Consider the following 15008-nt stretch of genomic DNA (forward strand, 5'->3'; position numbering starts at 1 on the left):
CTTACGTCCAATTTGCGGCAGTTTCAATCTGCCGCTCGTCTGGAGCAAATTTTAGGCTCCGTACATGATACTAATAATGATTTTTCTTGGTCCGCAGCTATCGAGCGTGATGAGAAAGAGCAATATCCCCAGCGAGCTGTTGATTTTCTAAATGCGGTGGGTATGAACCGTTTCTATGTGCCTTCAGAGCTTGGAGGTCGCATGGAAATTGGTGAAGAGTTGTTATATCTACATCGTGTGTTGGCACGACGTGATCTAACCATCAATTCGACCTATAGCACGAATGCTTGGTCTGTGATCGTATGGATTGGTGGTAATGCGAACCAATGCCAAAATATTGCTAGTCGAATTTTGAGTGGCGCTGCTCCAGCGTTGGCTTATAGCGAGAAAGCCCATGGTGCCGATCTGCTATCTAGTGAAGTAACTGCACAATCTGCCGATAGCAAGTATGTCTTAAATGGCGAAAAATGGTCGATCAACCGTGCCACTTTAGGTGACTCTTTAAGTCTGATTGCTAAAACATCGAATGATCGTGGACCACGTAGTTTAAGTGCTTTCTGGCTCGATAAGCGTCATATGGCTTCTAAAGGAACGTATAGCCTGAACCGCCTGCCAACAGTGGGTATGCGTGGGCTAGATATCAGTGGTATTGGCTTTAACAATGCTGAAATTCACAAAGATGCTTTGATCGGTGAAGAAGGCCAAGGGTTAGAGCTTGGTCTTAAGACCCTACAGGTAACACGTGCATATTGCAGTAGCTTCTCTCTTGGTGCTGGCGATACCATGCTACGTATCGCGACCGAGTTTGCTATTGAGCGCGAGTTATATAACAAAAAAGTAATAAGCATTCCGTTGGTGCGTGAGCAACTCGCGACAGCCTATGCCTACCTTTTAGCTGCTGAGGTGTTATCACTCGTTGGTGCGCGTGGGTTACACGTTTGTATCAATCAGTTCAGTACATGGTCACCAATCGTCAAAGTACTCGTACCTGAGTATGTAGAGTCACTCGCCAAGATCACTTCTTCAGTGCTTGGGTCGCGTTTTTTCTTAAGAAATGCATATGCGGATGGTATGTATCAGAAAGCATTCAGAGACCATCTAATTGTTAGTGTGTTTGACGGCAGTAGCACCGTCTGTCTAGACAGCCTGAGTTTCCAGCTCAAATCTGCCAATAAAGGTCGTAGCAAAAAAGCTGACCATCTCAACCAAGCCGAAGCTAAAGCACGCTATCGCCAGTTGTATGACTTGCAGGTAGAGACAGGTGCTATTGATTTCCGCGAGCTTGAAATTTTCAACCGAGATGGTGACTTGGTGATGGAATCACTAGGGACAATCATCGAAATGCTCAACGATGCCGATGTCACAGCAGGATTGTCTGCTGAGACACTCACCACGCTACGTGAACAAGCAAACCAACTTTTGGTTGAGCAGCATTCGTTGGATCAAAAAATTCAGGATTACTTCTCAAATTCTGAGCAAAGCAAAGAGTTTGAAACCTTGCGCTTTAGTCTTGCGCGTAGTTATGCAGAGTTGTTTGCTCGCATTGCTGTGCTGGGTTTCTGGGTCTTCAACCGTCATGGCTTAAGGCCTGCTTTACAGGATGGTGCATGGCTGATCATTTTCTTAAATACCGCTGAAGGGCAGACCGCTCCTCCAATGACGTCATTACGTGAAAGCACATTAGCAGACTTGCTAGACCGAATTTCAACCAACCATATGTTATCTGTCATCGATTTTGCACTGGCACCACGTGATGCCAAACCGGTTAAAGAGGAAATTACCCCATGAATAAAGATAAAGCTTACTGGAGCGCAATCATTCGTACGCTAGTAGCCAAAGAAATGCGCGTAGATCCTGAGACGATTGATCCAGACCAAAAGTTTACCAGTTACGGTCTTGATTCGATCGTTGCTTTGTCTGTGTCTGGGGATTTAGAAGATCTGACAAAACTGGAGCTTGAGCCGACACTATTATGGGATTACCCAACTATCAATGCGTTGGCTGAATATCTTGTTTCTGAGTTGCAACAGGGAGTTGCTTCATGAACAACCTTGCACGACTAGAACCGGAAGTTCTGTCTCGTCATGCGATTTCTGCGGAACAGCTTGGTATTTGGTACATCCAACGTCTAGAGCCAACTTGCAGTGCCTACAATATGGTGGTGGCCTTTGATGTGAAGGTTAACCAACCATTAGGCAATAAGCCGATGGAGATTCTGGAAGCGGTAATGCATGATTATCCGCTGTTGCGTGTCAGCATGCCTGCCAATGATCAGGGGATTGAACAACTGATCTGGGATCGCGTGTATCCGAATATCATCTTTTCTGATGCTCGTCATATTGAAGCTTCTGATTTGACGCAATTGGTTGAACAGGATACCAAGCAGCCATTTGATCTGACTCAGCCACCATTGTGGCGTGTTCATTGTTATGAGCGTGGACAAAATCACTATGTGATTGCTGTTGTGATTCATCATGCGCTCATGGATTTTTGGTCAATTGGTCTGTTGCTACGAGACGTCAGCAAACGTTTTGGACTCGTTGCAGAGTCGGATACAGTGAACGGAATTGAGTTTGCACAGTATGCCGATAAGCAGCAGAGCAGCGTAATCGATGATGCTGATGAAAGTTTAATTTTCTGGAAAAATGCACTGAAGCATGCACCACATGTGCATAGCATTCCACTTGATTATCCTCGTCCAGCTGTACAGCAGCATAAGGGTAGCTCACTGGCTTTCCGTGTACCTGAATCAGTGTCATCTGGTCTTGTAAACTTGGCGAAAGATTATGAGATCACATTGTTCGGACTTGTGCTATCGGGGTTCTATATCCTGCTGCACAAATTATCTAATGAAAATAATCTAGTCATTGCCACACCTGTAGCTGGTCGACTTGAACGCTCTTTGCGTAATGCATTGGGGCAGTTCGTCAACACAATAGCTATCCAGATGGACATCGATGCTGATCAGACTTTACGTCAATTTACACAGCAGGTGCAGGAACAATTAAGACAAAGTCTCAAGCATCAAAAAGTTGCCTTTTCCAGAGTGGTTGAGGCTGTTTCACCAAAGCGTGATGGCAGTATTAATCCATTGGCGCAGGTGGGAATGTTCTGGGAACGTCTAGGTGGTATGGATGAGTTTAAAGAATTACTCTTGCCAATCCAGACTCCAGCAACTTTGGTTGGTCAAGACCTGACGTTAGGAAGTTTTCCAGTTCGCCAGCAAGAAGGTCAATTGGATCTTACGCTGGAAATGGGCGGTGAATATCAAGGTGAACTTGTTGGTGTATTGAAATATAACACTGAGTTATTTTCTGCGCAGTCTGCCGAAAATATGGTACAGCTGCTGCAAGCTGTACTATCCGAGATGGTGGCTCACCCTGAACGTAAGATCGTTGAGTTAGATATCGCACCTGATTATAAAGATGGTATCCAGTTCGAGGCCCTCCGTGGAAAGGCGACTGATTATGCTCAGCATGATCTATTCGCAATGATTCTCAAGCAGATTGATGAGCGTGGTGATCATCATGCTTTGACCTCGAACGATCATGCGGTTAGCTACCGTGAGTTAGGTCAACATATTGCTGGTATTGCTGAATATTTGCGTGAACACGGCATTACACGTGGCGATCGTGTAGGTCTCATGTTAGACCGCACAGCATTATTGCCAGCAGCAATACTTGGAATCTGGGCGGCAGGGGCAGCTTATGTGCCACTGGATCCTAACTTCCCAACTGAACGTCTACAAAACATCATTGAAGATGCCGAACCTAAAGTCATCTTGACTCAAACCGAGTTAATGGATGCTCTTAACAGTTCTGTGCCTCGCTTAGATATCAATCAAGCTGGTGTTGTGGCACTTGAGAAAGTGCGCGAGACGCTTGCCTTTGGTGACATAGCTTATGTGATGTACACATCAGGTTCGACAGGTAAACCTAAAGGTGTTCGTATTGGGCATCCTTCAATTATCAATTTCTTGCTATCTATGAATGATAGATTGCAAGTAACGACTGAAACTCAGTTGTTAGCAATCACCACGTATGCATTTGATATTTCAATTCTTGAATTACTCATTCCGCTGATGTACGGCGGTGTGGTGCATGTTTGCCCACGAGAAGTATCACAAGATGGCAATCAACTCGTAGATTATCTAAATGCTAAGTCTATCAATGTTCTGCAGGCAACACCGGCTTCTTGGAAAATGCTCTTAGACAGCGAGTGGAGCGGCAATGCGGGATTGACAGCACTCTGTGGAGGCGAAGCGTTAGATACTATTCTGGCAGAAAAACTGCTGGGTAAAGTCGGTTGCCTATGGAATGTCTATGGTCCGACCGAAACTACAGTGTGGTCTAGTGCAGCTCGTATCACCGATGCAAAGTGTATTGATTTAGGTGAACCACTGGCGAACACCCAGCTTTATGTCCTTGATGAGCAGCAGCGTTTAGTTCCACCAGGCGTTATGGGTGAGCTTTGGATTGGCGGTGATGGTCTGGCAGTTGATTACTGGCATCGACCTGAATTGACAGATGCACAATTTACAACTTTGCCATCTCTACCAAATGCTGGTCGACTCTACCGAACAGGGGACAAAGTCTGTCTGCGTACAGATGGACGCTTGACTCATCATGGACGTCTAGACTTTCAAGTCAAAATCCGTGGATTCCGTATCGAATTAGGTGAAATCGAGAATGTTCTCAAACAGATCGACGGTATCACAGATGCAGTAGTGCTGGTTAAGACTACAGCTGGCAATGACCAGAAATTGGTGGCATATGTAACTGGACAAGAGCTTGATATTGCCGGTTTGAAAAAGACCATGCAAATCCATCTTCCAGCTTATATGGTGCCAAGTGCGTTTATCCGATTGGATGAATTTCCAATGACGGCCAACAATAAGTTGGATCGTAAGGCATTTCCTGAGCCAGTGTTTGAGCAGAGCAATGATTATGTTGCACCGCGTGATCCGATCGAAATCGAGCTGTGTACTACCTTTGAACAGATCTTGTCGGTCAAGCGAGTTGGTATACATGATGATTTCTTCGAACTAGGTGGGCATTCACTATTAGCTGTGAAGCTTGTTAACCATCTTAAAAAGGCTTTCGGTACCGAACTGTCAGTTGCTTTGTTGGCACAGTACTCCACTGTGGAGCGTCTGGGTGAGATCATTCGCGAAAATAAAGAAATTAAGCCATCCATCGTAATTGAACTACGCCGTGGAACCTATGAACAACCGCTGTGGCTGTTCCATCCAATTGGTGGCAGTACCTTCTGTTATATGGAGCTTTCGCGTCATCTCAATCCGAACCGTACCTTACGTGCTATTCAGTCTCCTGGACTGATTGAAGCCGATGCTGCGGAAGTGGCGATTGAAGAAATGGCGACGCTCTATATTGCTGAAATGCAAAAGATGCAGCCTCAAGGACCTTATTTCCTCGGTGGCTGGTGTTTTGGTGGTGCGATTGCATATGAGATCAGTCATCAGTTGCGTCAAATGGGGCAACAGGTCACAGGTATTGTCATGATCGATACTCGTGCTCCAATTCCAGAAAATGTGCCTGAAGATGCCGACGATGCCATGCTTTTGTCTTGGTTCGCCCGTGATTTGGCTGCACCTTATGGCAAAAAGTTAACGATCCCAGCGCAATATTTGCGTGAATTGAGTCCAGATCAAATGTTTGATCATGTACTTAAAGAAGCTAAAGCCATTAATGTTCTGCCTCTCGATGCTGATCCATCAGATTTCCGACTTTACTTTGATACCTATTTGGCGAATGGCATCGCACTCCAAACCTATTTCCCAGACCCTGAAGATTTTCCAATTCTTTTGGTTAAGGCCAAAGATGAGCAGGAAGACTTTGGAGAAAGTCTAGGTTGGGATCAACTGGTCAAAGAAACGTTTACACAAGTGGATTTGCCTGGTGACCATTCATCAATTATGTACGCTGAGAATGTCGTGGCTGTAGCCCAGACAATTGATCAGATGTACCCAATTCCTGCATAAGAAATACAAGAAGGTAGAACCACTATGGTGACCATAGAACATGCTTTCCTCATACCGGCCGATATTGACAAGGTTTTCAACTACCTTGCAAACCCGGCCAATGATGCAGGTTGGCAATTGTCGTGTAAGCATTCTGAGCTGCTAGACAGTACTCCGCGTGTGGGTAGTAAGTACGAAATTGGTTTTAGCTTTATTGGGCGTGAAATGTCCTTTAAAGGTGAAATTACACATCTAGTACCGAACGAATTGTATGCGTTTAAAGTAGTGGAAGGACCCTTTCACTACACCGGTACTTACCGTTTCAAGCCACATCCGGAAGGTACGTGGATTGAATGGGTGTTTGAGGCAGAACCAGGTAGCTTTTTTGGTGTATTGCCGCCAGCGCTGCTAAAAAAGATGGTGCTCGCTCAGTTCAAGAAAGATGTTGATAATCTTCAAGCATTGGCTCAGAAGGGTGAAGCCTATGAGTCGGTTGGCAATGAAAATAAACCAACTATCGAGACCAATAAACCACCTCGTAAGACTCAACAAATGATGGAGAAATACGCGCGTTGGATTCTTAGCCATCGTCGTATTGTCTTGACTGTGGTGATGCTCTTAACACTTGCTCTAGCGTATCTGGCATCTGGTGTAAAAATTATTATTGACCCAGATGCACTTGCGCCTAAAGGGCATCCTTATATCACCTCGACCAAGCTGATTGAAAAGAAATTCGGCTCCAAATATATGGTTGTGATCGGTATTACACCGAAGCAGGGTGATATTTATCAGCCGCAGGTGTTGGAGAAAGTCAAACGCATTACCGAAGAAGTTGATAATGCACCGGGCGTAGTCCGTTCCACTATGATGAGTCTGGCTGCACGTCAGGCGAAAGGTATCGAGGCGAATGCAGAAGGGTTCGATGCCAAGAAACTATTGCCGAGTAGTTCAGTCACTCAGGAGGATATTGATCACCTGAAAAAACTACTGGCACTGAATCCAACCTATATGAATTCAGTGGTATCTAAAGATCAACGAACTGCTGCGATTTTGCTTGAGCTTGAGGAAAGTCCAGAGGGCTTCCAGAAAATGATGGGCCCAATCAACAAAATCGTAGAGAGTGAACAATCTAAAGATATGACCATCAGTGTCGGTGGTAATCCTGTGTATCTGGATAAAGCTGAAGACTACTCTAAGCGTATCAATATCTTGTTCCCGATTGCCGTACTGGTGATTGGTTTATTGCACTTTGAAGCATTCCGCAGCAAGCAAGGTTTGATTCTGCCACTCGTTACAGCTTTGTTGGCTGTGGCATGGGGTATGGGCATGATGGGCTTGTTCAAACAGCCAATGGATATCTTTAACTCGCCTACACCAATTCTGATTCTGGCCATTGCAGCAGGGCACGCTGTGCAGTTGCTCAAGCGCTACTATGAAGATTTTGATCGTCTGATTGCTCAAGGAATGGAGCCTAAAGCTGCAAATAGCGAAGCTGTAGTGCAGTCTTTGGTTCGTGTTGGTCCAGTTATGGTGCTGGCTGGTGGTATTGCAGCAGCTGGATTCTTCTCTCTGTTGACTTTCAACATTCCAACTATTCGTTCATTCGGTATTTTTACAGGGATCGGGATCATCAGTACGCTGGTGATTGAGATGACTTTTATTCCGGCACTCCGCTCAATGTTGCCACCACCTTCGGTTGTGAAGGTTAAACGCAAAGGCTTGCCAATTTGGGATTGGATTCCAAACCGTATTGGTGATGTCATTTTGTCAGTTCGTCCACGAATGATGTTAATGACTGCGATTGCGGCAATGGGCGTCTTACTTGCTATCGGCACGAGCCGTATTGTGGTAGACAACGATAGCCGTAATTTCTTCTCTCGCGACTTACCAATGCAACAAGACGACAGATTCTTAAATCAGTCTCTTGGTGGCACAAACAGCCTTTACATTATGGTTGATACCAAAGTTCGTGATGGTATTGAAAACCCTGAAATCTTAAAAGCGATTGATAATACTGAAAAGTTCGCGAACTCAATTCCAGAGGTCGGTAAAACCATCTCTATCGTGGACTATATCAAACGAATGAATCAGGCAATGAATGCTGATCAACCACAGGCATTTCAGGTTCCTGCAACCAAAGACGTTGTTGCTCAGTATCTGCTGTTGTATTCAATGTCTGGTGAGCCGACTGATTTTGATTCATACATTGATACCACTCAGCGCTATGCCAAGATCACGATTCTTCTGAAAACTGGCAGTAATCATCGCATTAAAGAAATCCTAGAGTCGCTAAAAACGTATATGGCGGGTCAATTGGGCGATAAAGCGGTAGTAAGTTTTGGTGGTGATGTGACGCAAACCATTGCTTTGACTGAAACGATGGTTCACGGCAAGCTTATGAATATTCTACAAATTTCATTTGCCGTATTCTTTATTTCAGCATTGGTTTTCCGCTCGATTTCAGCGGGACTCATTGTCCTGACTCCACTTCTGTTCTCAATTCTTGCCATCTTTGGGGTGATGGGCTGGCTCGACATTCCGCTCAATATTCCGAACTCTCTCATCTCGGCCATGGCTGTAGGTATTGGTGCGGATTATGCCATCTACTTCCTCTACCGCTTGCGTGAAATCTTGCGTGAAGAAGGCGGCGATATCAAAGACGCTATTCGTAAAACTTTAAGTACTGCTGGTAAGGCATCTCTTTTTGTCGCGACTGCAGTTGCTGGTGGGTATGGCGTATTGTCCTTATCACAAGGCTTCCACGTCCATCAATGGCTCGCAATGTTTATTGTGATTGCGATGCTTTTCAGTGTATTTGCAACCTTAATTATGGTACCTACAATGATTCTGATGTTGAAACCTCGTTTTATCTTTTCTTCAAATAAGAAGAGCGTTCCTGTTGCACAAACTGTTGTGACAAGCCTGTTGTTAGGTACGGCGCTTACAATGTCGATGCCTAAAACATCTCATGCAGATGAAGTTCAAGACATTGTTAATCGTAGTGATGATGCCTCTAAGTTCTTGTCTTCAACAGCTAGCGCCAAATTTATTTTGACCTCTAAAAATGGCGAGCAACGTGTACGTTTAACTAAAAACATGACCAAGCTTGCTGGAAATACTCAGAACAACATGCGTTTGACTGAGTTCATCTCGCCAGCAGATGTCCAAGGAACCACGACGCTGTTAATTGAAAATGCAAAAGGCAGCGATAGCATGTTTGTCTATTTGCCTGCATTGAAAAAAGTACGCCGTCTTGCATCAGCGAATAAGGGCGATGCCTTTATTGGTACGGACTTTAGTTATGGTGATGTCCTTGGCTATAAGCTTAGTGACTGGAAGTACACGAAACTTGCAGATGGCAAATTTAATGGCAAAGATTGCTACATGATTGAAGCAACACCAATTAATAATACGGTGAAGAGTGACTTTGGTTATAGCAAACGTCGTATGTGCATCCTCAAAGATAACTTTGTTACGGCAACTATCGACATTTGGGATACAGCAGGTAAGCCATTAAAACACATTGAATTCACCGATATCCGTCCTTACGGCAAAGTCAAACCAAGATGGCAAGCCATGAAATCTATGGCGAAAAATCTGCAAACTCAACATATGACACAAGTGATCGTCAATGATTTTGCGGCAGAAAAAACCTTATCCGATAAGCTTTTCTCACCACAGAGTCTTGAAAAATGACGCAAGGTGCCTATTGGGTATTTGCATGCTGCAGTAGCTTTATGCTACTGCAGCATGCTTATGCAGATGACAGCGAAATTAGTTTTGTGAGCCAGAACTCAGCCAGACTCGATGTGTGGTCATCAGATCGTGATTTAAGTTCGTCAAAAAACATTGGACAGGCAAGTTTCTGGTCCAATGGTACGCTCAAGTTTAACCCTGCATTTAAGCTGCATTACGACATCGTGGTTGGAGACGAAACGGACCATACTGTGAACCCAGATCAAGTGAGTAAGGTAAACCGTAACTTACGTGAGTTATATGCCTCTTATAACTGGGATCAGACAGTTTATGTTGATGTTGGTCGTCAGATTGTCATCTGGGGAAGGGCTGATGGGATTAACCCAACGGATAATCTCTCGCCTCGTGACTATACGCGTCTAGTACCAGATGAGACAGATCAACGTCTTGGAAATGATGCACTCAAATTGACGTATATTCCTGAATCTGGAACTAATAAATGGACCGCATTGTGGTATCCGCGTAGTCGTTCAGATGTAATTCCATTGCGTCAGATTGCTGGTGTTCAGTACGACATAGACCGTAAGAGCCGTCCTATGTTTGCAATACGATGGGATTATTCTGTAGATGGTCTAGATGTCGGGGCATCGTATTTTTCAGGTTTAGATCATATGCCGGATCTATCACTACAATCGTTATCTCCAACAGGAGCAACATTACAACTGAAAAATAATCCTATGTCTGTGTATGGATTAGATTTCAGTTATAACCATAACGATATCGTATGGAGAGGTGAAGCTGCCTATACAAAAACTGACTCGGATGGCAGTGAAGATATTACCCATAAGAAAAATAATTTAACTGTGGTCATGGGACCAGAATTGTCATTAAAAAATTCCACGCTGAGTTTAATGGGTGTGTACAAACATACGGAGGATGTAAGGTCTGCCGATAGCTTAACAGATCCATTATTGAGAGAAGTTTACCGTTATCAGCAAACGATCAGTGACCAGTATCAACAGAATCAGTATGGGGCTATGCTGCGTTATGCACTTAACCTAATGAATGACAACCTAAAGTTAGAATTTACAGGATTCTATTTTGCACCAGAGCCTAATGAATTGTTGAGAGTACGTATTAACTACAACCTCAATGATCACTGGCAGTTGAATGCAGGCGGAGATCGCTTCTGGGGCAGAAATGATACAGTGTTAGGACAATTTAGAGATAACAGTCTGGTATATGCCCAGATTCGATATAACTTTTAAGATAATTCGCTCCAAAACAATGCTGGAGTGCCCAGTCCCTAATAAGGTGATTTATGGATAATTTAAATAACGCAAAAAAAGATAATTTTTCACGGAAGACCATATTAGTAACAGGTGCAGCAGGTTTTATTGGCAGCAGGCTGATTGTTGATCTTCTACGGGAAGGTCATCAGGTAATTGCTGCGCTGCGTAATGCCGCAACCAAGAAAGATAAGCTGTTAGGTTTTATCGCAACAGAAGGACTAGCCGATCCGTCTATTTCGTTTGTTGAATATGATTTAAGCCGTGATTTTAAGCTGGACTCTTTACTAGCAGATGCTCAGACAAAGATCCATGTAATTTATCATCTCGCAGCATCATTTAATTGGGGCATTAGCAAAGCTGAAGCTGAGCGTACGAATATTAAGTCAGGACTTGCCTTAATTGAATGGGCTGCAACATTGAAGCAGCTTGAGCGATTTATCTGGATTGGCGGGTATCGTGTGGCTGCACCGCCGCAAGAATCGGCTGATGAGTTGTATTGCAAACATGGTGGCTATGAAGCTTCAAAAATTTTGGGTTATCAAGCTTTTATTGAGGCCTGTAAGCGTTTAAATGTGCCATGGACTGCAATAAATCCAGCAACAGTCATTGATGGTTTTTATAACTATGGCGATATGCAGTATATCGGTATTGCTGACATGATTGATAAGCTCTATCAGGGACGTCTACTGGCATTGCCAGGTGGCCGTGACACATTCCTACCACTATGTAATATGCAGTATATCGTGAGCTTTTTGATCCGAACGATGTCTTATCCTGAGACCATTGCTCAGGAGTATATGCTGCTTGATCCTGCGACGCCGAAATTTCATCGCTTAGTTCACCTCGCTGCTGAGCACCTAGGAGTGAGCACTCCACATTTACAAGTACCCAAAGGTCTATTAGAGAAATTACCTGAGGTATTACTTGATGGCTCTAAAGAACAACTCTCTTTCATTTCTACCGAGCACTATCATGTTGCTGAGGCAGAGGCGATGGCGGCGAAGATGGGCATCGCAGACCTGATCAATATCACTCCTTATTTTTCTCGTTGGATTGATCGTTTGGTGCTTACACGCTTTGGTCGTATGCAAGTACCAACACCTAGTCATTTCAGCTATCAGAATCGATATTGGACAGAAATCTATACTAAACAGCCGATTAGTTCTGACACATCATCTGCATTATTTTTACATGGCATTCCATTCGATAGTGCATGCTGGTCTCCAATCATCAATAAAATCATATATGATCAGGTCGCTATGATGGACTTACCCGGACTTGGGCATTCGGGTAGTTATGAGGTGATGGAGGATAACAATCATCATTTTATTGACACTGCTGCAGAGCTGTTAGCGCCAAATAGTGTTGTGATTGCCCACTCGTTAGGGTGCCTCTTTGCATTAAACCTTGCAAAGAAATATCCAGAAAAAGTTGCACGTCTTATTCTCATATCGCCTTATTTTGTTCAGGCACAGGCTGCTAAAATGTTTCAGATACAAGCCATATCGAAACTCATTTTCCGTTTTGTGCCAAAAGATGTGATTGCTAAAGATCTGCATCCAGATGGACAACAAAATCTGTCAGTAAGATATGCGATGGACTCACTACGCCGCTTATCAGTGTCTAAGCATATTAGTGAGTACATGCACCACATTAATTTGCCGCAGCAGCGCGCTACACAGACAGCTTTACTCACTGAACTTCGCTCTAAAATCGAGATTATTGTTGGGGAAAACGATCCAATTGTTACCACAATCAGTCCTGAGATTCCTGTACATATCATCGCTGGTGCAGGCCATAATCCGCACGTTACCCATGTAGAAGCGGTTTATGATTACCTCAAACCAGTTCTGACGAAGTACATCAGCACTACAGCACAGCTTAGTGATGTCTGATATAGCCCAAGTACAGGTTTTTGTTTGCCCAGTTTCACGGGTACCACAAGATCACGTGATATTGAGTCATTATCTCAGCTTTCTCAATGCAGCAGAAAAGTTGAGATATGATCAATATCTTCCTCAAGCAGCACGTCTTTTCTTAATTTCTCGTGTGTTAACGAAGTCTGTTTTAGCAGATAAGCTGGGTATCTCACCCCATGAAGTTAATATTCAATTACAACCGAATGGCAAACCTTTTGTACAAGGCAGTAAGGCTATTTATTTTAATCTTAGTCACTCAGCGGACGTTATTGTCCTTGCTGTGACTGAAGAAGGAGAAATAGGTGTTGATGTTGAACGAGTGAATCGAGAGTTCGAATGGAGGCGTGTCGACAGTGTATTAGACCTAAGCGAAATTGAGTGGATTCAGGAAAATGAACCGATTGACCCATTTAGCGTATATCAACGGTTTTTTCAAATATGGACCTTAAAGGAATCCTATATTAAATGTACTGGGCATGGAATGAGCAGCCATTTAAAGAAGCTTAACTTTCATATCTTGTCTGAACATATACGGTTTCTTGATGCAACTAAGGATACTCAAGAAACAGAGCAATATCATTTTCAAAGCTATATTTATGATTGTAATTTTATATTTTCTATATGTTTGCAACAGAGTCACAATATAGGGCGCTTTAACTTGGAGTGTTTTCAATTATTGCCACGTATATCTATGCATCAAATTACTCCAGTACTTTGCAAATATAATTAGATGAGTTCGTTATAACTGACGATTTAAAAATATGAATTTAGTAGGAAGTAGAAAGTCTTTAGTTGGACTTGAACCGAGTTTTTCTCAATAAGTTGTGTGGTAAATCGATAGAGTATAAAAATTATGAATCGATAAAAGAAAAAAGCCCCAGTCTTTCGACTAGGGCCTTTTAAATTTGGAGCGGGAAACGAGACTCGAACTCGCGACCCCAACCTTGGCAAGGTTATGCTCTACCAACTGAGCTATTCCCGCATATATGAGCAGTTTTTACTAAAACTTTCTCAAAAAAAACCAATTTGGAGCGGGAAACGAGACTCGAACTCGCGACCCCAACCTTGGCAAGGTTATGCTCTACCAACTGAGCTATTCCCGCGTGCCGCTTATAATACATTAAGCAAAACAAGGGTCAACAACTTTATGCAAATAATTATGCTGATTGCATAAAATAAAAACAGAAATGAGCATTTAAAGCTATTTTTATCGATAAGTTGCCGAATAAATAGACATTTTGTTTGAAATCAACGCATACAAGAGCAACTTTTGTTTGTGCGCAGACAGGGTATACTAGGTCCAAATATACGAATAATCGTAAAAGGAAAAGCTATGAGCCTTGAACAACAGTTGATTGAACGGTTACAAACCCTTGCACCTAGCCATTTGGAAGTTATTAATGAGTCTGCCGGCCACGGTGGTTATTTCCCTGGTAAAGAATCACATTTTAAAGTGATTGTGGTAAGTGAAGAGTTTAACGGGTTGCGTTTGGTTCAACGTCATCAAAAAGTTTATGCCTTGGCTTCTGATTTAATGAATCCGGGACAAATCCATGCTTTAGCAATCCATGCCTATTTGCCAAGTGAGTGGCAAGGACAAGCGCCAGCGAGCCCAGAATGTGCACATGCACCTAAAAGCTAAGGGCTGATTTATGGACGCACATTTAATCACTAAAATTATTCATATGACTGCGGTGGCTGCCGCACTTATGGTATTTGTTTTACGCGCTTCTACACTGTTCATTGGTGTACAAGATCAACAACCTAACCCAGCAGGGCGTAAAGTATTAGTTGCTTTGCAGCATTTGTCATTTACTGTGGTTTTTATTACGGGTGCAATTTTACTGGTAATGAAGAACTTTCAGGTCCAGCCATGGTTTTACGCGAAAATTATTTTATTTTTAGTGCTGTTATCATCACTAATGAAAGCCTTTAAAAAGGATGACACTATTTTATTGGCGCAGCGCCGTGCAGGTTTAGCTATTAGTGCAGTCGCATTTATTGCCATTATTATTTTGGTGATCGTGAAACCAGTTTTTGCTTAATTGTTCTACATTCTTTGCCTTTTTGCTTAAGCTCTAGGTTAAACTGCATACAATAAAAAAATATGTAGAGGGAAGC

General features: G+C 43.2%; 9 protein-coding genes and 2 tRNA genes. 9 read left to right on the top strand and 2 right to left on the bottom strand.

The annotated features are described in order from the left end of the window. Positions 1-12 precede the first annotated feature (12 nt). Genes AC1PJ9_RS01545 through AC1PJ9_RS01575 form a run of 7 tightly spaced genes read left to right on the top strand, consistent with a single transcriptional unit; the run spans position 13 to position 13617 of the window. The gene (locus AC1PJ9_RS01545) at positions 13-1788 is read left to right on the top strand and encodes an acyl-CoA dehydrogenase family protein (RefSeq protein WP_311086727.1); all 1776 of its coding nucleotides are present in this window, start codon (positions 13-15) and stop codon (positions 1786-1788) included. Then, positions 1785-2045 carry an acyl carrier protein gene (locus tag AC1PJ9_RS01550; protein WP_311086720.1) on the top strand — a complete coding sequence of 87 codons (261 nt, stop codon included), beginning with the start codon at positions 1785-1787 and terminating at the stop codon, positions 2043-2045. Before AC1PJ9_RS01545 ends, AC1PJ9_RS01550 begins: the two co-directional genes overlap by 4 nt. Continuing rightward, positions 2042-6001 carry a non-ribosomal peptide synthetase gene (locus tag AC1PJ9_RS01555; protein WP_311086721.1) on the top strand — a complete coding sequence of 1320 codons (3960 nt, stop codon included), beginning with the start codon at positions 2042-2044 and terminating at the stop codon, positions 5999-6001. Before AC1PJ9_RS01550 ends, AC1PJ9_RS01555 begins: the two co-directional genes overlap by 4 nt. A 24-nt stretch (positions 6002-6025) precedes the next feature. Next, positions 6026-9676, top strand: coding sequence for an outer membrane lipoprotein-sorting protein (locus tag AC1PJ9_RS01560; RefSeq protein ID WP_311086722.1), 3651 nt, complete (start codon positions 6026-6028; stop codon positions 9674-9676). Then, positions 9673-10944, top strand: a complete 1272-nt coding sequence (locus AC1PJ9_RS01565) for a DUF1302 family protein (protein WP_311086723.1) — start codon at positions 9673-9675, stop codon at positions 10942-10944. The genes AC1PJ9_RS01560 and AC1PJ9_RS01565 overlap by 4 nt, the downstream gene beginning before the upstream one ends. A 53-nt stretch (positions 10945-10997) precedes the next feature. Continuing rightward, positions 10998-12863, top strand: coding sequence for an alpha/beta fold hydrolase (locus tag AC1PJ9_RS01570; RefSeq protein ID WP_311086724.1), 1866 nt, complete (start codon positions 10998-11000; stop codon positions 12861-12863). Then, on the top strand, positions 12856-13617 hold the full coding sequence (locus AC1PJ9_RS01575) for a 4'-phosphopantetheinyl transferase family protein (RefSeq protein ID WP_311086725.1): 762 nt from the start codon (positions 12856-12858) through the stop codon (positions 13615-13617). The genes AC1PJ9_RS01570 and AC1PJ9_RS01575 overlap by 8 nt, the downstream gene beginning before the upstream one ends. A 176-nt stretch (positions 13618-13793) precedes the next feature. Here AC1PJ9_RS01575 and AC1PJ9_RS01580 read toward each other — a convergent pair. Further along, positions 13794-13869: transfer RNA gene (locus tag AC1PJ9_RS01580), tRNA-Gly, on the bottom strand. A 45-nt stretch (positions 13870-13914) separates the two neighbouring features. Further along, positions 13915-13990 (bottom strand) — tRNA-Gly (locus AC1PJ9_RS01585). A 230-nt stretch (positions 13991-14220) separates the two neighbouring features. Between AC1PJ9_RS01585 and AC1PJ9_RS01590 the strand changes: the two genes are divergently transcribed. Both AC1PJ9_RS01590 and AC1PJ9_RS01595 read left to right on the top strand, forming a co-directional pair. Then, positions 14221-14529, top strand: coding sequence for a BolA family protein (locus AC1PJ9_RS01590; RefSeq protein ID WP_000051228.1), 309 nt, complete (start codon positions 14221-14223; stop codon positions 14527-14529). 10 nt (positions 14530-14539) lie between these two features. Beyond that, complete coding sequence (locus tag AC1PJ9_RS01595; RefSeq protein WP_311087040.1) at positions 14540-14932, top strand: SirB2 family protein; 393 nt, start codon at positions 14540-14542, stop codon at positions 14930-14932. Positions 14933-15008: the final 76 nt, after the last annotated feature.

This window comes from Acinetobacter sp. 70_2 (assembly GCF_056736115.1).